We start from the raw sequence: 23185 nt of genomic DNA on the forward strand, positions 1-23185 counted from the left end.
GCGCTCTGGGAGTGGGGCGTCAGCGGAAGCTCCAGGCCTCCTGGACCTGCGCTGCTGCCTCCTCGGGAGTGATCGCGCCCTGGGCGAGGTCGGCCGAGATGTCGTTGACCGTCGCACCGACCGAGGCTCCGAGGAACTGGTCGAGGAAGATCTGGTGGTACGAGCTGTCTTCGACGTCCTTCGAGACCTTGGCGTAGAACTGGTTTTCCAGCGCGTCGCCGGTGCCCTTGACGATGGGGATGAAGATCTGCTGGCGCGCGGCCTCGCGCTGGTTCTCGGCACTGAGCAGGTAGGCCAGGAATTCGACCGCCTCGGGCTCCGCGGAATTCGACACGGCCCAACCATTGATGCCGCCGAGCGTCGCACCTTCGCCGCCCTCGACCACAGGGTCAGAGACCGCCGGGAAGTTGACGATCGCCAGTTGGTCGTCCGGCAGGCCCTCGCCGCTGGTCGAACGCTCGCGCATCGGCAGGTAGTCCCAGTCGCCCATCAGGTAGAAGGCTCCTGCACCATCGGCGAACATGCCGCTCGAGGTCTCGTAGGTGGTGCCCATGAAGCCGGGCTGGAAGGGCTCGAGCGCGGTCAACTCCTGGAAGTCCTTGCCCGCAGCCACGAAGGCCTCGTTCTCGAAGCCGCCATCCTCGCCCGCCATGGCCTGCGAGATGATGTCCTTGCCGCCTTCGCGCAGGGCCAGGTAGCTCCAGTAGAAGTGCAGCGGCCACTTGTCCTGCCCGCCGACGATGATCGGGGTGATCCCCGCATCCTTCACCGTCTGTACTGCGGCAAGGAAATCGTCCCAGGTCTTGATCGCGTCGAGATCGACACCGGCCTTCTCGGTCAGCGCCTTGTTGGTCCAGAACACCACCTCGGTGGCATAAAGGGGCAGGCCGTAGAGCGTGCCGTCCACCGAATAGGCGGTCAGCCCGGCCTCGGGGATGGTTTCGGCAAACCCCTCGGGGAGCATGTCGCTGATCGGCTGCAGGAAGCCTGCCTCGGCCTGTTCGACCAGGGTCTGACCGCCCCAGCTGTAGAAGATGTCGGGCCGCGCGTCCGACTGCAGCAGCGTCGGCAGCTTCGACTTGTAGGCCTCGTTGGCGATGTACTCGAAGGTGACGTTCACACCCTCGTGCTCGGCCTCGAACGCCTTGGCGATCTGCTCGTAGTAGGCCTCTTGCTCATCGTTCACGGCGACGCGCAGCACGTTGATCTCGGTCTGGGCCATTGCGCCCCCGGCCGATGCTAGTCCGCCCATCAGCGCGGCTATGGCAACGGTATGTCTCATGAAATCCTCCCTTGGCTGATTCACCGCGGGTCCTCCACCCGCTTTCGGCGAATCTGATTTCTTGACTAACGTACGTCAGCAACTGCCATGACGCAATGTATCAGTTGCCGCGATTTTTTCAGGGCAGGTTGTCGCGCATGTAAATCTCGACGCGGATCGGCTCGATGACAGACGACGGCAGTTGGCCGTCCAGAAGGCTTCGCAGAAGCTGGATCGCGCCCTGCACCTCGCGCCGGCTGTCCTGATGCAGGACGGCATCGAAGCTGCCGTGCAGCAGCGCCTCGCGCGAATAGGGCGTCAGCTCATGCACCACGACCGAGACATCCCTCTCGGGGGGCAGGCCGGCGAGCGCCTCGGCCACGCCGCGGTTGCCTGCGCCCATGCTGTAGACGCCGATGATCCCCGGATCCGCAGCGAGCTGCGCTGCCAGTTGGTCCCGCACGAGGTCCTTGTCGTCGCGCCCTTCGAGCGGAGCGATGAGCGTCTGCTCGGGAAACTCGGTGCGCAGCACCTGCTCGAAGCCGAGGCGCCGCTCGGCGTGGTCACGCACCAGCATCGAACCGCTGACCATCGCGATCCGGCCCGTGCGGCCGCGGCAGAAACGCCCCAGGAGGCTGCCCGCGGTGCGGCCAGCCTGGACGTTGTCAATGCCGATGAACCCCTGCTTTTCAGAGCCTGGAAGGTCCGACACCAGCGTGACGACGGCGATGCCACGGGCTCGCAGTTCGCGCACGGCAATGCGCACGATGGTGGCGTCAGTCGCCACCATGGCGACCCCGTCGACGGTCTCGGGATCAAGGCTCCGCAGCATCTCGGCCAGCGCGCCCGCGTCGAAGGCCGGAACCTTGCGCGTCTCGATGACCGTGAAGTCGCGCAGGACCGCCGCGGCCTCTTCCGCGACGTGTGCCTCGAGCGCGTGCATGAAGCTGTTCTGCCCGTCAGGCAGGATGAAGCAGAGCCGATAGCGTCGCTTGCGCGAGAGATTGGCGGCGGCGAGGTTGCGTTCGAACCCAAGGCTGCCGATCGCGTCGAGCACGCGGTCGCGGGTTTTCTCGCGCACGCCGTCACGGTCGTTCAGAACCCTGTCGACGGTCGAGAGGCTGACGCCCGCAACCCGGGCAACGTCGTGAATTGTCGGGCGGGTCATCGGGTCTGTGCGTCTCCGGTATGGCGACCTGTTGAAGGTACGTACGTCAATTTTTGAAAGATTAGCAGAGGAGACTCGTGAACTGAAGGAAATTCATGGCCTCACCATGAGTTTGCCCTCGCATCGCGGGGTTCTCCCGGAGGCTGCCGAGACGGGCGTGGGTGACGGGTTTTGATAGACGTCTATCAAAATTCGATTGACGCAACGCTGTTTCGCTGCGAGCGTGCGCGCAGGGAGGACTACGATGAACAGACGGCCACCGACTTTGTCGGATGTCGCGCGTCGCGCTGGTGTCAGCTATGCGACCGCGGATCGTGTCGTGAACGGCCGCGCGGGCGTCTCCGAAAAGGCGGCACGCAACGTGCATGCCGCGATCGAGGCGTTGGGCTATGTGCGCAATGTGGCGGCCGCCAACCTGTCTCAGCAGCGCCTCTACCGGTTCGCAGTCGTATTGCCGTCCGGCTCCAATGCCTTCTTTCACCGTGTGCAGGCGCTGTTCGCAGAGGCGGCTTCGCGGCTGCTGTCCGACCGCATCAGCCTCTTGGTCGAAAGCGTCGAGGCCTTCGATGCCGAGGCGCTGACGACGCGAATGGAGGCGCTGGCCGAAGCGCCGGTCGATGGGGTGGCCGTGGTTGCGAGCGATGACGCGCAGACAGTGGCCGCAATCGCCGCGCTGAGGGCCCGCGACATCCCGGTGGTCACGCTGGTCTCGGACGTGCCAGGATCGCAGCGAAACGCTTATGTGGGAATCGACAACGTGGTGGCGGGGCGCACGGTCGGCCGGCTGATCCGCATGGCGCACGGCGGGCGCAGGGGCCGGGTGCTGCCGGTGGTCGGGGCGCTGTCGGCGCGCGACCACGCCGAGCGGCTTGCGGGGATGCGCGAGGTGATTGGCGGCGAATTCGAGATCGCGCCCGTGGTCGAGGGCCGCGACCGCTTCGAACTGGTCGAGACGCTGGTCGGCCAGGCGCTGGCCGAGGATCCCGCGATCACCGCGATCTACAGCGCCGGCGCTGGGAATGCGGGGCTCGTCCGGGTGCTCGAGGCGCTGCCGCCGGATGCTGCGCGGCCCCATGTCTTCCTGCACGAGCTGGTGCCGCATTCGCGGCGTGCGCTCGAGGAGGGGCTCATCGACGTGATCATCGACCAGCGCCCTGAGGAAGAGGTGGCGAGGGTGATCGAGCATCTGACGCTGCTGGCTGACCGTCGCGAGCTGCTGCGGACCGACCCGATCGTGCCGACAATCTTCGTGCGCGAGAACCTGCCGCAGGCGCAGGCGGATGCGCTCGAGTCTACGGGCTGACACGGCTGGCCACCGCTGGGGCGCGCGCCCCGTGTCGCGGCAGGCCGGCAAGTTGAATAACCATTGAAGGCCGCCTTGTTCAGGCGGTGAAAGGGAGGAGACGATGAAGACCATCAAGGGGCCGGGGCTGTTTCTGGCACAGTTCGCAGGTGACACCGCGCCGTTCGATTCCTGGGAGGGCATCACCAAGTGGGCCGCCGACTGCGGCTACAAGGGCGTGCAGGTGCCGGTCTGGGATGCGCGGCTTGTCGACCTCGACAAGTTGGCAACTTCGCAGACCTATTGCGACGAATGGGCGGGGCAGGCGCGCGACAACGGCGTCGAGGTGACCGACCTGTCGACCCACATTCTCGGGCAGCTCGTTGCCGTCCACCCGGCCTATGACGCTTGGGTCGACGGCTTTGCCGCGCCCGAGGTGCAGGGCAAGCCGAAAGAGCGCACCGAATGGGCCGTGGAGCAGGTCAAGAAGGCACTCACCGCCTCGAAGCACCTTGGCATCGGCCAGCATGTGACCTTCTCCGGCGGGCTCTGCTGGCCCTTCGTCTATCCCTTCCCGCAGCGCCCGCAGGGCATGGTGGACACGGGCTTTGACGAGCTGGCCCGGCGCTGGCGCCCGATCCTCGACCATGCCGAAGACTGCGGCGTCGACGTTTGCTACGAGATCCACCCGATGGAAGACCTGCACGACGGTGTCACCTTCGAGATGTTCCTCGACAAGCTGAACGGCCATGCGCGCTGCAACATGCTCTACGATCCCTCGCATTACGTGCTGCAATGCCTCGATTATCTCGACAACATCGACATCTATGCCGAGCGCATCAAGATGTTCCACGTCAAGGACGCCGAGTTCAATCCGACCGGGCGGCAGGGCGTCTACGGCGGCTACCAGCCCTGGGTCGACCGCGCTGGCCGGTTCCGCAGCCTCGGTGACGGGCAGGTCGATTTCAGCGCGATCTTCGCGAAGATGGCGGCGATCGATTTCGACGGCTGGGCCGTGGTGGAATGGGAATGCGCGCTGAAGCATCCCGAGGATGGCGCGCGCGAGGGCGCGCAATTCGTCAAGGATCACATCATCCGCGTCACGCCGCACGCCTTCGACGACTTCGCGGGCGGAGATATCGACGAGGCGACCAACAAGAAACTTTTGGGGATCGGCTGACATGACACGTATCAGACTGGGCATGGTGGGCGGCGGCAACGACGCCTTCATCGGCGGGGTCCACCGCATCGCGAGCCGCATCGACGGCCACTTCGACCTTGTGGCCGGGGCGCTCTCCTCGACCCCCGAGAAGGCCCGCGCCAGCGCCGAGGCGCTGGGGCTCGACCCGGCGCGCTCTTACGGCAGCTTCGAGGAGATGGCCGAGGCCGAGGCGGCGCGCGAGGACGGCATCGAGGCGGTCAGCATCGTCACCCCGAACCACGTGCATTTCCCCGCCGCGAAGGCCTTTCTGTCGCGCGGAATCCACGTGATCTGCGACAAGCCATTGACCGCGACCTTCGAGGATGCCGAGGCGATGGAAAAGGCGGTGGCCGAGAGCAAGGCGCTGTTTATCCTCACCCACAATTACACCGGCTATCCGATGATCCGGCAGGCCCGGCAGATGGTGGCCGACGGCGCGCTTGGCAAGATCCGCATCGTGCAGGTGGAATACCCGCAGGACTGGCTGACCGACGCGGTGGAGACCGAGGGCGTGAAGCAGGCCGAGTGGCGCACCGATCCCGAGCGGTCCGGGGCAGGCGGCTCGATCGGCGACATCGGCACCCATGCCTATAATCTTGCGGGCTTTGTCACCGGCCTTGCCGGGGCCGAGCTGGCCGCCGATCTGCAAAGCTTCGGCGCGGGGCGCAAGCTCGACGACAACGCCCATATTCTGCTGCGCTACGAGGGCGGCGCGCGCGGCATGCTCTGGTGCAGCCAGGTCGCGCCGGGCAACGAGAACGGCCTGCGCTTGCGCGTCTATGGCGAAACGGGCGGGCTCGAGTGGGCGCAGGAGGATCCCAACTATCTGTGGTTCACCCCCCACGGCGAGCCGACCCGCCGCCTGACCCGCAACGGCCCGGGGGCCATCGACGCCTCGACCTCCGTCAGCCGCATCCCGTCGGGGCATCCCGAGGGCTATCTCGAGGGCTTCGCGACGATCTATACCGAGGCCGCCGAGGCGATCCGTGCGGTGCAGGGCGGCGCGTCGCGTGAGGCGGTGATGGGCGTTCTTCCGGGGATTGCGGCCGGGCTCGAGGGCATGGCCTTCATCCGCGCCTGCGTCGCCTCGGCGGGGGACAACGCGGCATGGACCAAGCTGTGAGGACCAAGCCATGAGCGCACCCTCCGTCCTCGCGCTCCGTCAGGTGACAAAGAGCTTCGGCCCCGTGGAGGTTCTCCACGGGGTCACGCTCGACCTGCGGGCGGGCGAGGTGCTGGCGCTGATCGGCGAGAACGGCGCGGGCAAGTCGACAACGATGAAAATCCTCGCCGGCATCGAGGCACCGAGTTCGGGGCAGATCCTGCTGGACGGGCAGGAGGTCGCGTTCGGCTCGCTGCACGATGGCGAAGAGGCGGGGATCGTGATGATCCACCAAGAGTTCAACCTCGCCGAGCAGTTGACGGTCGAGCAGAACATCTTTCTGGGGCGCGAGCTGCGGAAGGGCTGGCTGCTCGACAAGGCGCGGATGCGCCGGCTCACGCGCGAGTATCTCGCGCGCATCGACTGCCACATCGACCCGGACACGCTGGTGTCGAAACTGTCGAACTCGGACAAGCAGATGGTCGAGATCGCCAAGGCTCTCAGCCGCGACGCGCGGGTGCTGGTGATGGACGAGCCGACCGCCGTGCTGACGGGCTCGGAGACGCGCATCCTGTTTGAGCAGGTGCGGGCACTGAAGTCGACCGGCACGGCAATCCTGTTCACCTCGCACAAGCTTGGCGAGGTGGCCGAGATCGCCGACACGGTGACCGTGCTGCGCGACGGCACGCTGGTGCACGACGGCCCGGCCGGCGAGATCACCGAGGACCAGATGGCCACGGCGATGGTGGGCCGGGATGTCTCGGACCTCTATCCCGACAAGCCGGACGTGGCGCCGGACCGCGAGGTGCTGCTGCGGGTCGAGGGGCTGAGCGTTCCGGGCCGCGCCAGTGACATCTCTTTCGACCTGCACAGGGGCGAGATCCTCGGGATCGCGGGGCTGATCGGCTCGGGCCGCACCGAGGCGATGGAGGGGCTCTGCGGGCTGCGGCCTGCGACAAGCACGCGCATCGAGATCGGCGGCACGCCGGTCAGCATCACCCGGCCCGGCGACGCGCTGGAGCAGGGACTGTGCTACCTGACAGAGGACCGCAAGCTGCGCGGGCTGCTGCTGGGCAAGGGCATGCGCGAGAACCTGACCCTGCAGGCGCTGCACAAATACGGCCGGGTGCTGATCGACTTTGCCGCCGAGGAGCGCGCGCTCGACCGCGCCATCGACGAGTTCGACATCCGCGCCGGGGCGCGCGACATGCGCGTCGGCAACCTGTCGGGCGGCAACCAGCAAAAGCTCTTGCTGGCCAAGGTGATGCAGTCCGATCCGATGATCCTGATCGTCGATGAGCCGACGCGCGGCATCGACATCGGCACCAAGCAGCAGATTTACGCCTTCCTCCGCAAACTCGCGGAAGAAGGCCATGGGATCGTGGTGATCTCGTCCGAGATGCAGGAGGTGATCGGCCTGTCGGACAGGGTGATGGTGATGCGCATGGGCCGGATCGCCAAGGAGCTGACCGGCGACCAGATCACCGAAGACACAATCGTCCGCCACGCCATGGGCGTTGGAACGGGCAGCACGGAAAGGGTGGCATGATGACGACCGAAACTGCGGCGACCAAGCCTCGCAGGGCGCTCCCCTCGATGAGCGTTCTGGGGCCGGTGATCGCGCTTCTGGTGCTGATCGTGGTGGGGACCGCGCTGAACTCCAACTTCCTCAGCGCCGCCAACATCACCAACGTGCTGGCCCGCTCGGCCTTCATTGGCATCATCGCGGTGGGCATGACCTTCGTGATCACCGCCGGCGGGCTTGACCTGTCGGTGGGCTCGATGGCGGCCTTCATCGCGGGGCTGATGATCCTGGTGATGAACGCGGCGCTGCCGGTCCTTGGGGTCGGCATCCCGATCATTCTGCTGGGCATGGCGGTGGCGCTGCTTGCGGGGATCGCCGCAGGGTTGATCAACGGTTTCCTGATCACCACGCTGGGGATCGAGGCCTTCATCGTCACGCTCGGCAGCATGGGCATCTACCGCAGCCTTGTCACCTGGCTGGCGGACGGCGGCACGCTGAGCCTCGATTTCGGGCTGCGCACCTTCTACCGGCCGGTCTACTTCGGCGGGCTCTTCGGGATCAGCTGGCCGATCATCGTCTTCGCGCTCACGGTCATCGTCGGCGAGGTGCTGATGAGCCGCGCCCGCTTCGGCCGGCACTGCGCGGCAATCGGATCGAACGAGAGCGTGGCGCATTATTCGAATGTCAACGTCAACCGCACGCGGCTGATGACCTATGCCATGCTGGGCATGCTCGTCGGCGTGGCGACGATCATGTACGTGCCGCGGCTCGGCTCGGCCTCGGCCTCGACCGGCGTGTTGTGGGAGCTCGAGGCGATCGCCGCGGTGATCATCGGCGGCACCATCCTCAAGGGCGGTTTCGGCCGGGTCTGGGGCACGGTGATCGGCGTGCTTATCCTGAGCATGATCGACAACATTCTCAATCTGACCGACCTGGTCTCGCCCTATCTCAATGGCGCGATCCAGGGGGTCATCATCATTCTCGCGGTGATCTTGCAGCGGGAAGCCAAGGCAAAGGGGTAACCCTGCGCCAAACTTAGGGAGGAAACGAAATGTCTTACATGAAGACGCTGCTGGCCGGATGCACGGCCTTGGCGCTCGGCGCAGGAGGAGCGCTGGCGCAGGATGGCGAGACCAAGGTGATCGGCGTGTCGATCCCCGCGGCGACCCATGGCTGGGCGGGCGGCATGAACTTCCACGCGCAGCAGACCGTCGAGCGGCTCGAGGAGGTCTATCCGCAGCTCGATTTCGTGCTCGCCACGGCCTCTGATCCGGGCAAGCAGGTCAACGACATCGAGGACATGGTGGCGACGCGCGGCATCGACGCACTGGTCGTGCTGCCCTTCGAATCCGATCCGCTGACGCCGCCGGTGCAGGCCGTCGCCGAGAGCGGCGCCTGGGTCACCGTGGTGGACCGTGGCCTGTCGGTGGAAGGAATCGAGGACCTCTACGTCGCTGGTGACAACCCCGGCTTCGGCCGCGTCTCGGGCGAATACATGGTCTCGCAGATGCCCGAAGGCGGCAAGATCGTCGTCCTGCGCGGCATTCCCACCACCATCGACAACGAGCGGGTCGAAGGGTTCCAGCAGGCGATCGAGGGCTCGGGCATCGAGGTCATCGACATGGAGCACGGCAACTGGAACCGCGATGACAGCTTCAACGTCATGCAGGACTTCCTGTCCAAGCATGAGCAGATCGATGCGGTCTGGGCCTCGGATGACGACATGGCGGTGGGTGTGCTGGCGGCGATCGATGCGGCCGGGCGCGAAGACGTCAAGTTCGTGCTCGGCGGCGCCGGCATGAAGGAGATGATCAAGCGCGTGATGGATGGCGACGCGATGATCCCCGCCGACGTGACTTACCCGCCGTCGATGATCGCCACGGCGATCGAGCTGACCGCGGTCGGTTTGACCTCGAACGCGCCGGTCTCGGGCACCTTCACCATCGGATCGGTGCTGATCACCCCCGAGAACGCCGAGCAGGTCTACTACCCCGACAGCCCCTTCTAAGGGGTCTTGACCGGGCGGGCAGGGATGCCCGCCCGGATACGCCCGCAGCGCCACGGACGGCGTTTGCGACACGATCGGATCACATGACGCGAAACTGTGCGGACCAGCGAGGCCGGCAGGGTGATGTCGGTCTCAGCAGCGGGGCGTGCCTCGTGCTGTGACCGCTCACGGGAGAGAATAGAATGGCATACTTGGGTGTCGATCTTGGCACATCGGGGCTGCGCGCCCTTCTGGTGGACGAAGGCGGTGCGCCGCTCGGCGCCGCCGAGAAGACGTATGAGGCGCAGCATCCGCATTCGGGCTGGTCGGAGCAGGATCCCGCAGAGTGGATTGCCGCGCTCGACGCCGCGGTCGAGGAGCTGCGCGCGGCCCATCCCGAGTTCGCCGGGCTTCGCGGTATCGGCGTCGCCGGCCACATGCATGGGGCCACGCTGCTCGACGCGGCGGGAAAGGTGATCCGCCCCTGCATCCTGTGGAACGATACCCGCTCGCATCTCGAGGCGGCGGAGCTGGATACCATGAAGGGCGTCCGCGACCTTTCGGGCAATATCGTCTTTCCCGGCTTCACTGCGCCGAAGCTTGCCTGGGTGAGCAAGCACGAGCCAGAGAATTTCTCCAAGATTGCCAAGGTGCTGCTGCCGGCCGCCTACATGAATTACCACCTGACCGGCAGCTATTTCGCCGACATGTCCGACAGCGCCGGGACCTCATGGCTCGACACCGGCGCACGCGACTGGTCCGAAGAGCTGCTGGCGGCGGGGGGAATGCGGCGCGAGCAGATGCCCCAGTTGCTCGAGGGGTGTGAGCCCGGGGGGCGGCTGAAGCCGGAGCTGGCTGCGCGCTGGGGTCTGTCGGGCGAGGTGGTGATCGCCGCGGGGGCAGGCGACAACGCCGCCGCGGCCTGCGGCATCGGTGCGATGAACGAGGGGCAGGGGTTCGTCTCGCTCGGCACCTCGGGGGTGCTTCTGGCAGCGCGCGACGGTTACCGCCCGGCACCCGAAACCGCGCTGCACACCTTCTGCCACGCGGTGCCCGGGCGCTGGTACCAGATGGGGGTGATGCTGTCGGCGACCGATAGTCTCAATTGGCTGGCGCGGATCACCGGCACCACGCCGAAGGAGCTCACGGCGCCTTTGGGCAAGACGCTGCGCGCACCCGGTCGCGTCCGCTTCCTGCCCTACCTGTCTGGCGAGCGCACGCCGCACAACGATGCCGAGATCCGCGGCAGTTTCACCGGGCTCGGGGCGGAAACCACCCGCGACGACCTCACGCGGGCAGTGCTCGAGGGCGTCACCTTCGGGCTGCGAGACAGCCAGGCCGCGCTGGAAGCGACCGGCCTGCGTCTCGACCGGCTCATTGCCATCGGCGGCGGCACTGGGTCGCGCTACTGGCTCAAGCTGATCGCCACGGCGCTCGACGTGACGCTGGACCTGCCGAGCGGCGGCGAGTTCGGTGCGGCACTTGGGGCGGCGCGGCTCGGAATGGTCGCCTCGGGTGCTCGCCGGGTCGAGGATGTGATGTCCACGCCGTCGATCCGCGAAGAGATCGCGCCCGAGCCAGCGCTGCGCTCCGCCTTCGACGATGCCTACCAGCGGTTCCGAGGTGCCTACGCCGCGATCCGGTCGGTCCAATAGCCTGCACCCAATGGTGCAAGCCCTCTGGTCGCTTCGAGCCTCGGAACAAGGTCCGGATGGGTGGAACGCGCCTTGCCGACCCGAGCGAGCAGAGGGCGTCAGGGATCGAGGTGACCGGGAGCCTTCGTTTCGAACCCTTGCCAGAGGAACGCGACCGGAAATGGTCTGGCGCAGGGCGCCTCCGGCATCAAGCGATGGCGCGACCGCGCCAGTCGCGCCGGTCGAGGCTGCGCTCTGGACGCGGCAATGCCAAGACTGCACGACGGGTGATGGGTGCTGAGAAGCGTAGCAAGCCAGACCACACACCTTCGAAGATGCAGGATCATGTCAGCAGCTTGCTCGGCGATCAGCAGGGTCGGGGCGGCGGTGTTGCCGGGCGCGATCCGGGGCGTGAGCGAGGCATCCACCACCCGCGGGCCGTTCACCCCCTGCACGCAGCCTTGGGGGACCAGCGGCGCCGGGCCACCTTCCAACGCCGTCGGCCTCGAACAAGAGCACGCGGCACTGCGTGTCGGCGCTCAGCCAGTTGGCAAAGGCGCGGCCCGCGGTTCCCGCCCCGACGATGATCGATGTCTCCCCGGGCGCGACCACCCCCGATCTCAGGGCGCTTGAGATCACGTCGAAAAACTCGCCGAAGCACGACGCCCGACAGGTGCAGGGCGCGGTCGTGCGCGGTCACCCAGGTAATCTCGGCGGCGGTCAGGGTGCAATCGCTCGTCAGGGCAGGTCATCGCCGCGGTCGGCGCAGAACGCCAGAACATCCTGCGCGCGGGGTCCATAGGTTTCGGCCATGCGCGCGGCGCGGTCCTCCGAAACGCCGAAGCGTTGCCTTAGCGCTTGCCGAAGTGCGGCGCTGCCGGGAAAATCGCGCCCACCGCCGATCGGCAGGGTCCCAGTGCACGCCGCACGCATGCGTCCGAATTCGGCGAGCACGACGGCGGTCGTCTGCTCGGCAAAGGCGCGGAAGGTCGTGCACTTGCCCCCGACCATGCAGATCTGCGGCACCGTGCCGTCGATCCGGTGGGGCAATGCCCGCGCGAGATGCGGCCGGTGAAGGCGTGGTTGCTTTGGGGCAGGGGCCTTATCCCGCTGTAGCTGAAAACGGTATCCTCCTCCACGAACGGTAACCCGGGAAAGAGCCTCCCGACCGCTTCGAGCATATAGCGGCGCTCCTGCTCGGTGCTGGCGGTCCGCGTCGGTATCTCGACGCGGGTATCCGTGAAGCCGGCAAGCACCTTGCCCAGATAGGAAAACATAATGCAGACCCGCCCGTCGAAGTTTTCGAAGAAGATCATGTGACCGCCGAGCGCAGCGCGCAGCGCGGGATTGTCGAGGATGAGGTGTGATCTCTGAGTTCCCGACACCATATGGGGACGCCGCTCCGCGCGTCGTCGTCCCGCCGCACCTCGTCGAGCAGGCGCCAGCGGCATTCACAAGCAAGCGCGCCGCGATGGGCAAACCCTTTCCGGTCTCAAGATCGGTCAACCTGAAACGATCCCCGTCGCGGGCGATCTCGGCATAGGTCAGGGCAGGCGACTCCGGTGCCATCCGTGCGGTGTCGTCCACGAGTTCGAGACCGAGGCGTTCGGGATAGGAAATCCACGCATCGTGGTAGGAGGGCGACCAGTTCTGGCCTGTTGCCCTGCCGTTGCGGGCCTGGTGCCGGGGGCAGGGCGCCACGCCCGCGGGTCACGGGATCGTAGAGCGTCAGGCCGATCTTCATTGGCAGCGCGCCGCGCTCCGCGCGTGACTCCTTCACCAGCCCGAATTCGCCGTTCTCGAGATAGCGCAGGCCGCCGTGGATCATCCTCGAGGGGGCTGCGCTGCACCCCGAGCAGACGTCGCTTCGTCGCCAGAGCGACCTTATCGCGCCGCCCCCCGAGGGCCTTGCCGACGATCTCTTCCGCCAGCCCCTGCCCGTAGGCGGGCGCCGTGTCATGCGGATGCAGGGCCACGAGGCGCTGGTTGCGCTCGTAGTCCGCCACCTGCCCGTTGATGCCGATCAGATGCGCCATGAACTCGGCGGCGATCCCCATGCCCACGAGCATCTTGCGATCGGCCTCGGGCACCGGATTGAGGTCGTAGCAGCTCGAAGCGCGCGGCTCGACCGAGCCGATGCCGGTGAGCGCGACATTGGCGGTGCGGGCAAGGTCGAAGACCTGCTTGATCGGCGCCATGCCGGTGAGCATGTCCCGCTGCGCCCGGTTCTCGGCAAAAAGCGGCGCGTGGATCAGGATCGGCTTGCCGCCGAGCCGTTCTGCCATGCGCGTCACGAGATGGTTCACATCCGTGTAGACCTTGCCCTGCACCCCGCCGGTGAGCGGCACGACGGTGACGTCGAGCGGCTGTTCGGGCGACAGGGTCTCGACGACCGCGCTCAGCGCCTTGCCCCCGGCGTCGCGCTTCTTGGTCATGTGGTGATCGATGGAGACCGCGGTATCAGGATCGATCCGCGGATGATGCCCTGCCCTGCGCCGACAGTCTGTGCATGATCTCGAAAAGGGTCTGCGCCTCGTGGTCTGTCAGCGCGGCGGTTGGCTCGTCGAGGATCAGGACCTTGCAGTCGAGCGTCAGCGCCTCGGCGATCTCGACCAGTTGCTGGTGCGAGATCGGAAGGTCCCGAACGATCGCGCCCGGATCGATGTCGCACAGCTGCCCCAGTACGGCGCGGGCTTTCTGCTTGAGCGCGCCCACATCCATAAGGAAACGGCGGCTCTGGTTGGTGACGGCCATGAACATGTTCTCGGCCACCGAGATATCGGGGCAGAGGGCGATTTCCTGATGCACCAGCCCGATCCCGAGCTGCTGCGCGGCGCTTGGTGATGCAGTACGGACGGGCCGACCCTCCCAGAGGTTCTCGCCGCCGTCGGGCTGGAGGATACCGTCGATGTGGGGGATCTGCACCGGGTTGTAACCCGAGGTCCGGTGGTCGTTGAACGGATCGAAGACTTCGGAATGCGCCGCCATGAAGGTCGCCATGGACCCCATGAACCCCTGTATGCCCTGGTTCGGGCTCAGCGCCATGTGGATCTTGCCGGCCTTGATGTGCTCGAGCGTCGCCGGGGTGATATCCGCATGCATGACCAGCACGTCCGACTTGGCTTCGAGGATCGCCGCAACGGCGCCCTCCGCTGAGCCCGTCTCGCCGATCTGCTTGACGATTTCCTCGGCAGCAAATTTCGCCTCGGCCAGGTTGTCGGAGGTGATATCGGCGCTGCGGTCGGATTTCGGCGAGTCCGCCGCGAGGGTCACCACCTGCGTGCCATCTGAGATGGCGCGGTTGATCGGTGCGATGAACGGGTCCGGCTGCATCGGATGCAGCAGAAGACCCGCCGGCTGTTTCACCATGTCGTGCTCGAAAGAGGCGATTTGCTTGGTGGTGTGGTAATCGGGTGTGTCCGAAAACACCGTTTCGCAAGCAAAGGCTTGGCTGCCCTTGCCGTACGAAGCCGAAATAAAGCACCGAGTCGGGAGGCCCTAGGGTACGAGGATGCTGACCCCGCTCTCGGAGAGACGTGCCGCAAGTGCGTCCTCCGGGGCGCGGTCGCTGACCAGCGTATCCATGTCGTCAAGCGGCGTGACAAGGTTCAACCGGGTGCGGCCGAACTTGCCTGCGTCGATAAGAAACCGGCACGACGTGGAGTGCCGCATCATCGCCTGCTTGACCGGAGCAAAACCGTCCACCGCCTCGGTCACACCCGCTTCGCTGAGACCGGCCGCTCCGAGAAAACACGAGTCCACGTGGTAGCGCGCAAGATAATCGCAAGTCTCGACGCCGACCACCGCCGCCTCCTGGGGCAGGTAGCTTCCCGGCGCGAGAAGCACGCGCGCATTGGCGCTCTGGCCGAGGATCATACCGATCTGCAGGCTGTTGGTGATCGCCGTGACCCGGGTTTCCGCGAAGGCGAGGAAGCGGGCGAAGACCATCGTCGTCGAGCCCGCGTCGATCATGATCGCATCGCCGTCGCGCACCAGCGACGCGGCAAAGCGGCCGAGCCGCTCGCGCTCGGCGACCCGTTCCCGTCGGCGCGCGTCAAGATCGCGGTGCCCGCCGGGATGCGGCGCCGAAGCGCCGCCATGGGCGCGCTCCAACAGCCCGTCGCGCTCGAGCGCGCCGATGTCGCGGCGTACTGTCTCTGTGGTCACGCCGAACAGGGCGGCAAGCTCCGCGACCCGCACGTGCGGCCTGAGTTTCAGTTGCAGCAGGATTTGCGCGTGCCGCTCCTGTTTTTTCAAACGCCGCTCGCCACTTGTCTGGTCCACCGTGCCCGATCTCCCCTTCGTATGTCGCAGCCTTGAGTTTCGCAGAAAAGTACGACCAATTTGTTGCATATCCAACATAAAGGTGATGTGATCCCGCTGGACTGGCCGGAGGACACAGGGGCCAGACGCAGAACATGCCCTTTGGGAGGAGGACATCACATGCTTAGGCACACCACGAGTCTGCTCGTATCGCTGGCCCTGTCGGCCGGGGCGGCATTTGCTCAGGAAGAAACCGCGGTGCTCGACAGCCAGTACACCGACGCCGACGGTGACTTGGTCGCAGACGCGCCAACAGACGCGGGCGATCTGAAGGATCCCGGCACCCTTGTTTTTGCCTATACGCCGGTCGAGGACCCGGCCATCTACGAGGATATCTGGCAGCCCTTCATCGCGCATCTTGAGGAGGTCACCGGCAAGGACGTGCAGTTCTTCGCGGTGCAGTCCAACTCCGCCGAGGTCGAGGCGATGCGTTCGGGCCGTCTGCATATCGCGGGCTTCTCGACCGGTCCCACGCCCTTTGCAGTGAACCTCGCCGGAGCGGTGCCCTTCGCGATCATGGGGGGGGACGACGGGCAGTTCGGCTACAAACTGCAGATCTACACCCAGGCCGACAGCGACATCAAAGAGGTGCCCGATCTTGCGGGCAAGCGCATCGCGCATACCTCGCCGACCTCGAATTCGGGCAACCTCGCGCCGCGCGCATTGTTCCCCGATCTGGGCGTGGTGCCCGACGAGGATTACGAGGTGGTCTATTCTGGCAGCCATGACCAGTCGATGCTGGGCGTGGTCGCGGGCGACTACGACGCCGCGCCCGTCGCCTCGGAAGTGGTCGACCGGATGGCCGAGCGCGGGCTCTACGATCCCGCCGAGGTGCGCATCGTCTGGGAAAGCGATCCCTTCCCGACCACCTCTTACGCCTATGCCCACGACCTGACGCCGGAACTGAAGGAGAAGATCGAGGAGGCCTTCTTCAGCTTCGACTTCGCGGGGACCGCGCTTGGCGAGGAGTTCAGCGGGGTCAGCAAGTTCATCCCGATCACCTACAAGGATCAGTGGAAGGTCATCCGCCAAATCCAGAAGGCGAACGGGGTCGAGTACACACCCGCCGGCCTTGCCGCAGAGTGACCTGACAAGACCGGAGCCGGCGCTTTGCGCCCGGCTCCGGCATGGAGTCTCCACATGTTGAAGATCACCGACCTGGTCAAAAGCTATGGCAGCGGTGCGCCGGTGCTGAAGAACCTCGACCTGACCATCGAGGGCGAAAGCGTGGTGTCGATCATCGGCTCCTCGGGCGCCGGCAAGTCCACGCTGCTGCGCTGTATCAACCGGCTGGTCGAGCCGACCTCGGGCAGCATCGTGCTGAACGGGACCGAGCTCACCGCCCTCCGGGGCCGCCATCTGCGCGCCGCGCGGCGCAAGATCGGCATGGTCTTTCAGGGGTTCAATCTCGTCGACCGGCTGACCGTGATGGAGAACGTGCAGTCCGGGCGGCTGGGATATATCTCGACCTGGGCGGCGATCATGCGCCGCTACCCCAAGGAGGACATCCGCCGCGCCTATGAGCTGATGGAGCGCGTCGGCATCGCGCAATACGCCAACACCCGCGCCGACCAGCTTTCGGGCGGCGAGCGTCAGCGCGTCGGCGTGGTCCGGGCGCTCATGCAGGACCCCGAGATCTTGCTCGCCGACGAGCCGACCGCCTCGCTCGATCCCAAGACCTCCGAGCAGATCATGGGGCTGCTGCGCGACCTCGCGGGCGAGCTGAAGCTGCCGGTGCTGATCAACATCCACAACGTGACCGAAGCCAAGGAATACACCGACCGCATCGTCGGCATGCGCTTCGGACGGATCATCTTCGACGATCTTCCGGGCGCGCTCGACGAGGAGGCGATGGAACGGATCTACTCCGGCAGCCCCCATGCAGACCGGGGCGGCGACCTGCGGGAGGCATCATGAGCCAGCACCCGGACACCTGGCGCAAGCCGCCCTTCATCGCCAACCCGCTGCTTCGCTGGGCGGTCTATCTCGGCGCACTGGCCTATTTCTTCTGGGTCGCGGCCACCATGCCGATCGATTGGGCGCGGGTTGCGCAGGGGATCGAGCGGGCCGGGCGCATCTTCGGCGGCGCCTTTCCCCCGAGCTTCGAGCGCAGCGGCCTGCTGATCGACGGTTTCCTTGAGAGCTTGAAGATCGCCATCCTCGCCACCGTCGGCGGGGTCGCGCTATCCATCCCCATCGCCTTCATGGCGGCGCGCAATGTCGCGCCGCTGCCGGTCTTCTATCTCGGTCGGGCGATCATCATCATCGCCCGCAGCTTCCATCCGGTCATCGTCGCGATCATCTTCGTCAAGGCCGTCGGCTTCGGCCCCTTTGCCGGCGTGCTGACGCTGGTGGTCTATTCCATCGGTTTCGTCGCCAAGATGCTGGCCGAACGGATCGAGGAGATCGACTTCGGCCAGGTGGAGGCGATGCGGGCGGCCGGGGCGCCGTACCTGTCGACGCTGGTTTACGCCATCTTCCCGCAGATCATGCCCCGGCAGATCGGCCTGACCATCTACCAGCTCGATTCCAACCTGCGGGCCTCGGCCGTGGTCGGCATCGTCGGCGCGGGCGGCATCGGCGCGACGCTGGCCAATGCCTTCGGACGATATGACTACCACTTCGCGCTCGCCATCACCATCGTCATCGTCGGCGTGATCCTCGTCTCCGAGGCGATCAGCGGCCAGATCAGGAAGCGCATCGCATGACCAGCATCTCCCAGCAATTCGGGCGCGAGGACTGGTCGCGCCATACGCCGAAGGAAAAAGCCCGACGCTTCGGCATCTTCGCCCTCTGCGCGCTGGCGGTCTTCTGGGCGCTCGGCTCGATCGAGATCATCTGGGCCTGGGTCTGGGACCCGCCCAGCCAGATGGCCGATCTCTTCGGGCGCATGTATCCGCTCGACACCAGCAACCTCGGCGCGATCCTGCGGGTGCTGTTGGAAACCGTGAACATTGCCACCTTCGCCACCGCGCTGGCGGTGATCGTCTCGCTGCCCGTTGCCTATATCGCGGCGCAGAACACCACGCCCAACCGCGCCACGCTCTGGCTCGGGCGGCTGATCCTCGTCAGCTCGCGGTCGGTCAACACGATCATCTGGGCGCTGCTCTTCGTGGCGATCTTCGGTCCCGGCATCGTTGCCGGTGTGGTGGCGATCATGTTCCGCTCCATCGGTTTCATCGGCAAGCTGCTGGGCGAGGCCATCGAGGAGATCGACACGCGCCCCGTCGAGGCACTGGAGGCCACCGGCGCATCGCGCTTCAAGGTCATCGTCTATGCCATCGTGCCGCAGGTCATGCCGACCTTCTGGGCCGTGGCGATCCTGCGCTGGGACATCAACCTGCGCGAGTCGACCGTGCTCGGCCTTGTCGGAGCGGGCGGCATCGGCATCATCCTGCAGGGGGCGATCGACACGTTCAACTGGCCCGAGGCTGCGACCGTCCTGCTGGCGATCCTCGCGCTTGTCGTTCTGGGCGAGGTCGTCTCGGCCTTCCTGCGTCGCCGCATCCTGTGACCGGCACGCGCTGCACCGAGGCCCGCGCGGCCTTCGACGACTATCTCGGCGTACGGTCCCGCCTGCCGGATGCGCGCTTTGGCCATGACTGGCAGGTGGCGCAGAGCCTGCTCGAGATCGCCGACCCCTTTGATCTCGTGCTGCTCGACGCCTACGGGGTGCTCAACGTGGGCGAGTCCGCCATTCCGGGGGCAGCAGCTGCGATCGCCGCACTGCGCGCTGCCGGCAAGGCGGTGGCGGTGGTCTCCAATTCCGCAGCCTACCCCAAGCGGGTGATGATGCAGCGCTACGCCCGGCTGGGCTTTGACTTCTCTCCCGGGGAGGTGGTGACCAGCCGCGAGGCGTTGCTGGCGCATCTGGCGCGTGCGCCGCGTCTGCGCTGGGGGGCGATGCTCAGCCCCGAGTACGGCGTCGAAGATTTCGAGGACGTCGACATCTCCTTCCTCGGCGACGATCCTGCGGACTACGAGGCGGCCGAGGGCTTTCTGCTCGTGGGCTCGGAGGGCTGGACGAAGGCGCGCCAGGCCCGGCTCGAGGCAGCTCTGAGTGCGCGCGCGCGTCCGGTCTTCGTGGGCAACCCTGACATTGTCGCCCCGCGCGAGACCGGCCTCTCGCGAGAGCCCGGCGACTATGCGCATCGCCTTGCCGCCGCGACCGGCGTGGCGCCGGTCTTCCTCGGCAAACCCTTCGACGGGATTTTCTCGCTGGCCTTGGCGCGTCTCGCCCCGGGGCTTGCGCCCGAGCGGGTGTTGATGGTCGGCGACACGCTGCATACGGACATCCTTGGCGGCTGCCAGATGGGGTTTTCCACCGCGCTCGTGACCGACCATGGCGCACTCGTCGGCCTCGACCCGGCTCGGGCGATCCGTCGGTCGGGGATCGTTCCGGATTTCGTCATAGGCAGCATTTGAGGGGGCCAGCCGGGGCCGAGAGGACTCAGGCGCTCTGGGATCGAGGGGCGGGTACCTTCCGGATAAAAGGCACATCGAGCCGCATCGATGCCGCGACGCCGCCCGGCGCGGTGATCTCCTCGAGTTCGTCCGCGATCTCTGTCACCGACATGCAGGTCCCGAGCGGGTCGTGCTAGGGCAGCCGTTCAACCCGCCGCAGCTCGTGCCGCTGGTCGAGCTGGCCGGGCGAGAGGCGACGGCGGCATGGGTTCTGGATGAGGTGGAGCGCTTCCACACCCGTCTCGGCTAGGTGCCGGTCCGGCTGCAGAAGGAGATCTACAGCCACGTCGCCAACCGCCTTCAGGCCCGCATCACCGCGGCGGTCGAGGCCTGCGATGCCGATCGGCCGATAGCGGGGATAGTGGTGGAAAGGGACAGCCGGCTGCGCGTGAATCTCGCGGTGAAATCCGCTGCCCCGACTCGATAGACCGAGGCACCTTCGCGAGGCGAAATGCATAAGGCGCGGCGCATTTCTACGCCGCGCCGTCCTATCTGCTGCGCCGGGGTCAGCTCAGGCGGTGACGCGGCGCGCCCGGTTCGCGGTGGCGGTGAATTTGGTGGCCTGATCGAAGCCGGTGTCGAGGTGCCGCGCGGTGCGGATGTCCGACATGCGCTCGAAGGCGGCGTGGAATTCCTCGGGGCTGCGCGCCTCGGGTGGCAGGTAGACACCCTCGGTCTCGACCACGTGGACCACCGAATAGACGCCGGCGCCAGCGCCGATGATGGTCTTCTTCGGCGCAAGGTCTGAGGCCATGAAGACCACCGCGGGCGCCACCGCCTCAGGGGTGAGCTGCGCCGCATCCTCGGGGGCGAGCAGCCCGTCGGTCATCCCGGTCATGGCGAGCGGCGAGAGGGCGTTGACGTGGATCCCGTAGCGCTCGCCCTCCTGCTGCAGCGTCGTCATCAGACCGATCATGCCGGCCTTGGCGGCGGCATAGTTGGCCTGTCCGAAGTTGCCGTAAAGCCCCGAGCACGACGTCATCAGGATGATCCGGCCGAAGCCCTGCTCGCGCATGATCTCCCAGACCGCGCGGCAGCAGTTCGCCGAACCGGTGAGGTGGACGGCGAGCACGGTTGCGAAATCGGACATCTCCATCTTGGCAAACGAGCGGTCGCGCAGGATGCCGGCGTTGTTGACGAGGATGTCGACGCGTCCCCAGCGCGCCATCACCCGTGCCACCATCGCAGTCACCTCGGCGAAGTTCGCCACGTCCGCGGGCTCGGCCACGGCCTCGCCGCCAAGGGCCTCGATCTCGGCGACCACGGCCCGCGCCGCGGCGCCCGGCTGGCCGTCCGGTCCGGTGATGTCGTTGATCACGACGCGCGCCCCGGCGCGGGCAAGGGCGAGCGCGTGGCAGCGTCCCAGCCCGGCCCCGGCCCCTGTTACGATCGCGACCCGTCCGTCGAATTCGTTGGTCATATGTCCTGCGTCCCCGCGCTGACTTGTCTCAGAAGTTCACCTGGTCGCCGCCCTTGAGCGACAGCATGGCACGCGCCTCGTCGGGTGTCGCCACGTTCAGCCCCAGCCCCTCGAGCACCTTGCGGATCCGGCGGACCTGCGCGGCGTTCGACTGTGCCAGATGACCCGGCCCGTCCCAGAGCGAGTCCTCGAGTCCGACCCGCACGTTGCCGCCCATCGCGGCGGCCATCGTGGTGATCGGAAGCTGGTGACGCCCCGCGCCCAGAACCGACCAGACGTAGTCGTCGCCGAACAGCCGGTCCGCGGTGCGCTTCATGTGCGAGACGTCGTCGGGATGCGTGCCGATACCGCCCAGAATGCCGAAGACCGTCTGGATGAAAAGCGGACCCTGCACAAGGTTCCTGTCGCGGAAGTGCGCGAGCGTGTAGAGATGGCTGGTATCGTAGCACTCGAACTCGAAACGCGTGCCGTTCCCCGAGCAGGTCTCGAGGATGTACTCGATGTCCTTGAAGGTGTTGCGGAATACCACGTCGCGGGTTTTCTCGAGATAGGCCGGCTCCCAGTCGTGCTTGAACGTGTCGTAGCGGTCGAGCATCGGGAAGAGCGCGAAGTTCATCGAGCCCATGTTGAGCGAGGCGACCTCGGGCGCGAGTCGCGCGGCGGGCTGCAGGCGCTCCTCGACGGTCATCGTGGGGCTGCCGCCGGTGGTGAGGTTGAGCACCGCCCCGGTCGCCTGCTTGATGCGCGGCAGGAAGCGCAGGAAGGCCTCGGGGTCTTGCGTCGGCCGCCCGTCCTCGGGGGTGCGGGCGTGCAGGTGGAGGATCGAGGCGCCCGCCTCGGCGGCCTCGATGGCCTGCTCGGCGATTTGATCGGGGGTCACCGGCAGGTGTGGCGACATGCTGGGGGTGTGGATGCCGCCGGTGACGGCGCAGGTGACGATAACCTTGCGGGGGGCCTTTGCCATGGTCCTTCTCCGTTTCTTTCTGGGTCAGATGGTTTCGACGTTGCCGCAGACGCTGATCGCCTGCCCCGAGACGTTCGCCCCGGCCGGCGAGCAGAGGAACAGCGCCATGCCGGCGATGTCCTCGGGCTCGACCATCCGGCGCAGCGAGACGCTGGCGAGGTACTGCTCTTCCATTTGCGCGTAAGGGATGCCCTCGGCCGCCGCGCGGTCGGAGATCACCCTTTCGATGCGCGCGCCGCGCACCACGCCTGGCAGGATCGCGTTCACCCGGATGCCCTCGGGACCCATTTCCTTGGCAAGGCTCTGTGTGAGGCCGACGATGCCCCATTTCGCCGCCGCATAGGGGCTGCGCAGCGCGTAGCCCAGCCGTCCCGCGACCGAGGCGATGTTGAGGATTGCGCCCGCCTCGCTCTCGCGCAGGAGCGGCACGGCACGGCGCAGCACCAGGAACTGCCCCAACAGATCGACGTCGAGCGTGCGGCGGATGTCATCGACAGAGATCTCATCGATCTTTCCGGTAGGGCCGGCGATCCCGGCGTTGTTCACCAGCACGTCGAGCCCGCCGAGCGTTTCCTTGGCGGCGTCCATCAGCGCGGCGACCTCGGCCTCGTCGGACACGTCGGCGCGGCGGGTGACCACGGCGGGGCGTTCCTCGGCGATGCGTGCCAGCGCGGCCTCGTCGATGTCGCAGATCATAACTTGCGCCCCGGCGTCGAGAAAGCCGCGCGCGATGGCGGCGCCGATGCCCGACCCGCCCGCGGTGACAAGGACCCGGAGGCCGGGTTTCGGATACATCCGTTCGATCATGCTCACTGTCTGTCCAGTCGAAATTGTCTAGGGGAGGGGAGGTGGCC

22 protein-coding genes and 1 pseudogene are annotated in these 23185 nt (G+C 66.6%); 13 read left to right on the plus strand and 10 right to left on the minus strand.

The window, feature by feature from the left end; genetic code table 11:
- Positions 1–19 precede the first annotated feature (19 nt).
- Entirely contained in the window at positions 20–1282 is a 1263-nt protein-coding gene (locus G0D83_RS29650; RefSeq protein WP_164198180.1) for an ABC transporter substrate-binding protein, read from the minus strand.
- 118 nt (positions 1283–1400) lie between these two features.
- A complete protein-coding gene (locus G0D83_RS29655; RefSeq protein WP_164198182.1) occupies positions 1401–2429 on the minus strand; it encodes a LacI family DNA-binding transcriptional regulator in 1029 nt (342 codons plus the stop codon).
- A gap of 244 nt (positions 2430–2673) precedes the next feature.
- On the opposite strand from G0D83_RS29655, the gene G0D83_RS29660 reads away from it, so the two are divergent.
- The 7 genes from G0D83_RS29660 to xylB all read left to right on the plus strand — a co-directional run bounded on the left by G0D83_RS29660 (position 2674) and on the right by xylB (position 11181).
- Positions 2674–3732: a LacI family DNA-binding transcriptional regulator gene (locus tag G0D83_RS29660; RefSeq protein ID WP_203595191.1), complete on the plus strand. Its 1059-nt coding sequence runs from the start codon at positions 2674–2676 to the stop codon at positions 3730–3732.
- Between the two features lie 103 nt (positions 3733–3835).
- The gene (locus tag G0D83_RS29665) at positions 3836–4891 is read left to right on the plus strand and encodes a sugar phosphate isomerase/epimerase (protein ID WP_164198184.1); all 1056 of its coding nucleotides are present in this window, start codon (positions 3836–3838) and stop codon (positions 4889–4891) included.
- Position 4892: 1 nt separating this feature from the next.
- Positions 4893–6035 carry a Gfo/Idh/MocA family protein gene (locus tag G0D83_RS29670; protein ID WP_164198186.1) on the plus strand — a complete coding sequence of 381 codons (1143 nt, stop codon included), beginning with the start codon at positions 4893–4895 and terminating at the stop codon, positions 6033–6035.
- A 10-nt stretch (positions 6036–6045) separates the two neighbouring features.
- On the plus strand, positions 6046–7563 hold the full coding sequence (locus G0D83_RS29675; RefSeq protein WP_164198188.1) for a sugar ABC transporter ATP-binding protein: 1518 nt from the start codon (positions 6046–6048) through the stop codon (positions 7561–7563).
- The gene (locus G0D83_RS29680) at positions 7563–8561 is read left to right on the plus strand and encodes an ABC transporter permease (protein WP_370457363.1); all 999 of its coding nucleotides are present in this window, start codon (positions 7563–7565) and stop codon (positions 8559–8561) included. Before G0D83_RS29675 ends, G0D83_RS29680 begins: the two co-directional genes overlap by 1 nt.
- A 38-nt stretch (positions 8562–8599) precedes the next feature.
- Positions 8600–9547, plus strand: a complete 948-nt coding sequence (locus G0D83_RS29685) for an ABC transporter substrate-binding protein (RefSeq protein ID WP_164198497.1) — start codon at positions 8600–8602, stop codon at positions 9545–9547.
- 182 nt (positions 9548–9729) lie between these two features.
- A complete protein-coding gene (xylB, locus tag G0D83_RS29690; protein ID WP_164198190.1) occupies positions 9730–11181 on the plus strand; it encodes a xylulokinase in 1452 nt (483 codons plus the stop codon).
- Positions 11182–11898: 717 nt separating this feature from the next.
- On the opposite strand, the gene G0D83_RS32405 is transcribed toward xylB, so the two are convergent.
- From G0D83_RS32405 to G0D83_RS29710, 5 genes and pseudogenes are all read right to left on the minus strand, one after another.
- On the minus strand, positions 11899–12210 hold the full coding sequence (locus tag G0D83_RS32405; protein ID WP_235940429.1) for a glycerol-3-phosphate dehydrogenase C-terminal domain-containing protein: 312 nt from the start codon (positions 12208–12210) through the stop codon (positions 11899–11901).
- A gap of 26 nt (positions 12211–12236) precedes the next feature.
- Positions 12237–12611 (minus strand): annotated as a pseudogene (locus tag G0D83_RS32920) (FAD-dependent oxidoreductase); the annotation flags it as partial.
- 93 nt (positions 12612–12704) lie between these two features.
- Positions 12705–13595, minus strand: a complete 891-nt coding sequence (locus G0D83_RS32680) for a sugar-binding domain-containing protein (RefSeq protein ID WP_304610682.1) — start codon at positions 13593–13595, stop codon at positions 12705–12707.
- Positions 13596–13620: 25 nt separating this feature from the next.
- On the minus strand, positions 13621–14637 hold the full coding sequence (locus tag G0D83_RS32925; protein ID WP_370457364.1) for a substrate-binding domain-containing protein: 1017 nt from the start codon (positions 14635–14637) through the stop codon (positions 13621–13623).
- A gap of 21 nt (positions 14638–14658) precedes the next feature.
- On the minus strand, positions 14659–15444 hold the full coding sequence (locus G0D83_RS29710) for a DeoR/GlpR family DNA-binding transcription regulator (RefSeq protein WP_164198194.1): 786 nt from the start codon (positions 15442–15444) through the stop codon (positions 14659–14661).
- 159 nt (positions 15445–15603) lie between these two features.
- Between G0D83_RS29710 and phnD the strand changes: the two genes are divergently transcribed.
- The 6 genes from phnD (at position 15604) to G0D83_RS32415 (ending at position 20197) form a co-directional block, all read left to right on the plus strand.
- Positions 15604–16569: a phosphate/phosphite/phosphonate ABC transporter substrate-binding protein gene (gene phnD / locus G0D83_RS29715; protein WP_164198196.1), complete on the plus strand. Its 966-nt coding sequence runs from the start codon at positions 15604–15606 to the stop codon at positions 16567–16569.
- Positions 16570–16623: 54 nt separating this feature from the next.
- Positions 16624–17400, plus strand: coding sequence for a phosphonate ABC transporter ATP-binding protein (phnC, locus tag G0D83_RS29720; protein ID WP_164198198.1), 777 nt, complete (start codon positions 16624–16626; stop codon positions 17398–17400).
- The gene (gene phnE / locus G0D83_RS29725) at positions 17397–18191 is read left to right on the plus strand and encodes a phosphonate ABC transporter, permease protein PhnE (protein ID WP_164198200.1); all 795 of its coding nucleotides are present in this window, start codon (positions 17397–17399) and stop codon (positions 18189–18191) included. The genes phnC and phnE (G0D83_RS29725) overlap by 4 nt, the downstream gene beginning before the upstream one ends.
- The gene (phnE, locus tag G0D83_RS29730) at positions 18188–18997 is read left to right on the plus strand and encodes a phosphonate ABC transporter, permease protein PhnE (RefSeq protein ID WP_164198202.1); all 810 of its coding nucleotides are present in this window, start codon (positions 18188–18190) and stop codon (positions 18995–18997) included. The genes phnE (G0D83_RS29725) and phnE (G0D83_RS29730) overlap by 4 nt, the downstream gene beginning before the upstream one ends.
- Positions 18994–19908: an HAD hydrolase-like protein gene (locus G0D83_RS29735; RefSeq protein ID WP_164198203.1), complete on the plus strand. Its 915-nt coding sequence runs from the start codon at positions 18994–18996 to the stop codon at positions 19906–19908. Before phnE (G0D83_RS29730) ends, G0D83_RS29735 begins: the two co-directional genes overlap by 4 nt.
- A 73-nt stretch (positions 19909–19981) precedes the next feature.
- A complete protein-coding gene (locus tag G0D83_RS32415; RefSeq protein WP_370457365.1) occupies positions 19982–20197 on the plus strand; it encodes a 3-hydroxyacyl-CoA dehydrogenase NAD-binding domain-containing protein in 216 nt (71 codons plus the stop codon).
- A 261-nt stretch (positions 20198–20458) separates the two neighbouring features.
- On the opposite strand, the gene G0D83_RS29745 is transcribed toward G0D83_RS32415, so the two are convergent.
- Genes G0D83_RS29745 through G0D83_RS29755 form a run of 3 tightly spaced genes read right to left on the minus strand, consistent with a single transcriptional unit; the run spans position 20459 to position 23138 of the window.
- Positions 20459–21367, minus strand: coding sequence for an SDR family NAD(P)-dependent oxidoreductase (locus G0D83_RS29745; RefSeq protein ID WP_164198207.1), 909 nt, complete (start codon positions 21365–21367; stop codon positions 20459–20461).
- A gap of 28 nt (positions 21368–21395) precedes the next feature.
- A complete protein-coding gene (locus G0D83_RS29750) occupies positions 21396–22331 on the minus strand; it encodes a 3-keto-5-aminohexanoate cleavage protein (RefSeq protein ID WP_164198209.1) in 936 nt (311 codons plus the stop codon).
- A 24-nt stretch (positions 22332–22355) separates the two neighbouring features.
- Positions 22356–23138, minus strand: a complete 783-nt coding sequence (locus G0D83_RS29755) for an SDR family oxidoreductase (RefSeq protein ID WP_235940428.1) — start codon at positions 23136–23138, stop codon at positions 22356–22358.
- Positions 23139–23185: the final 47 nt, after the last annotated feature.

Source organism: Salipiger sp. PrR003, assembly GCF_010500785.1.
GTDB lineage: Bacteria > Pseudomonadota > Alphaproteobacteria > Rhodobacterales > Rhodobacteraceae > Salipiger > Salipiger pacificus_A.

Excerpts from the sequence above, each read along its gene's own strand:
- phnC (WP_164198198.1), top strand. The coding sequence starts at position 16,624 with ATGTTGAAGATCACCGACCTGGTCAAAAGCTATGGCAGCGGTGCGCCG.
- G0D83_RS29665 (WP_164198184.1), top strand. The coding sequence starts at position 3,836 with ATGAAGACCATCAAGGGGCCGGGGCTGTTTCTGGCACAGTTCGCAGGT.
- G0D83_RS29680 (WP_370457363.1), top strand. The coding sequence starts at position 7,563 with ATGACGACCGAAACTGCGGCGACCAAGCCTCGCAGGGCGCTCCCCTCG.
- G0D83_RS29655 (WP_164198182.1), bottom strand. The coding sequence starts at position 2,429 with ATGACCCGCCCGACAATTCACGACGTTGCCCGGGTTGCGGGCGTCAGC.
- G0D83_RS29650 (WP_164198180.1), bottom strand. The coding sequence starts at position 1,282 with ATGAGACATACCGTTGCCATAGCCGCGCTGATGGGCGGACTAGCATCG.
- xylB (WP_164198190.1), top strand. The coding sequence starts at position 9,730 with ATGGCATACTTGGGTGTCGATCTTGGCACATCGGGGCTGCGCGCCCTT.
- G0D83_RS29675 (WP_164198188.1), top strand. The coding sequence starts at position 6,046 with ATGAGCGCACCCTCCGTCCTCGCGCTCCGTCAGGTGACAAAGAGCTTC.
- phnD (WP_164198196.1), top strand. The coding sequence starts at position 15,604 with ATGCTTAGGCACACCACGAGTCTGCTCGTATCGCTGGCCCTGTCGGCC.
- phnE (WP_164198200.1), top strand. The coding sequence starts at position 17,397 with ATGAGCCAGCACCCGGACACCTGGCGCAAGCCGCCCTTCATCGCCAAC.
- G0D83_RS29745 (WP_164198207.1), bottom strand. The coding sequence starts at position 21,367 with ATGACCAACGAATTCGACGGACGGGTCGCGATCGTAACAGGGGCCGGG.
- phnE (WP_164198202.1), top strand. The coding sequence starts at position 18,188 with ATGACCAGCATCTCCCAGCAATTCGGGCGCGAGGACTGGTCGCGCCAT.
- G0D83_RS32680 (WP_304610682.1), bottom strand. The coding sequence starts at position 13,595 with ATGACCAAGAAGCGCGACGCCGGGGGCAAGGCGCTGAGCGCGGTCGTC.
- G0D83_RS29750 (WP_164198209.1), bottom strand. The coding sequence starts at position 22,331 with ATGGCAAAGGCCCCCCGCAAGGTTATCGTCACCTGCGCCGTCACCGGC.
- G0D83_RS29660 (WP_203595191.1), top strand. The coding sequence starts at position 2,674 with ATGAACAGACGGCCACCGACTTTGTCGGATGTCGCGCGTCGCGCTGGT.
- G0D83_RS29670 (WP_164198186.1), top strand. The coding sequence starts at position 4,893 with ATGACACGTATCAGACTGGGCATGGTGGGCGGCGGCAACGACGCCTTC.
- G0D83_RS29755 (WP_235940428.1), bottom strand. The coding sequence starts at position 23,138 with ATGATCGAACGGATGTATCCGAAACCCGGCCTCCGGGTCCTTGTCACC.
- G0D83_RS29685 (WP_164198497.1), top strand. The coding sequence starts at position 8,600 with ATGAAGACGCTGCTGGCCGGATGCACGGCCTTGGCGCTCGGCGCAGGA.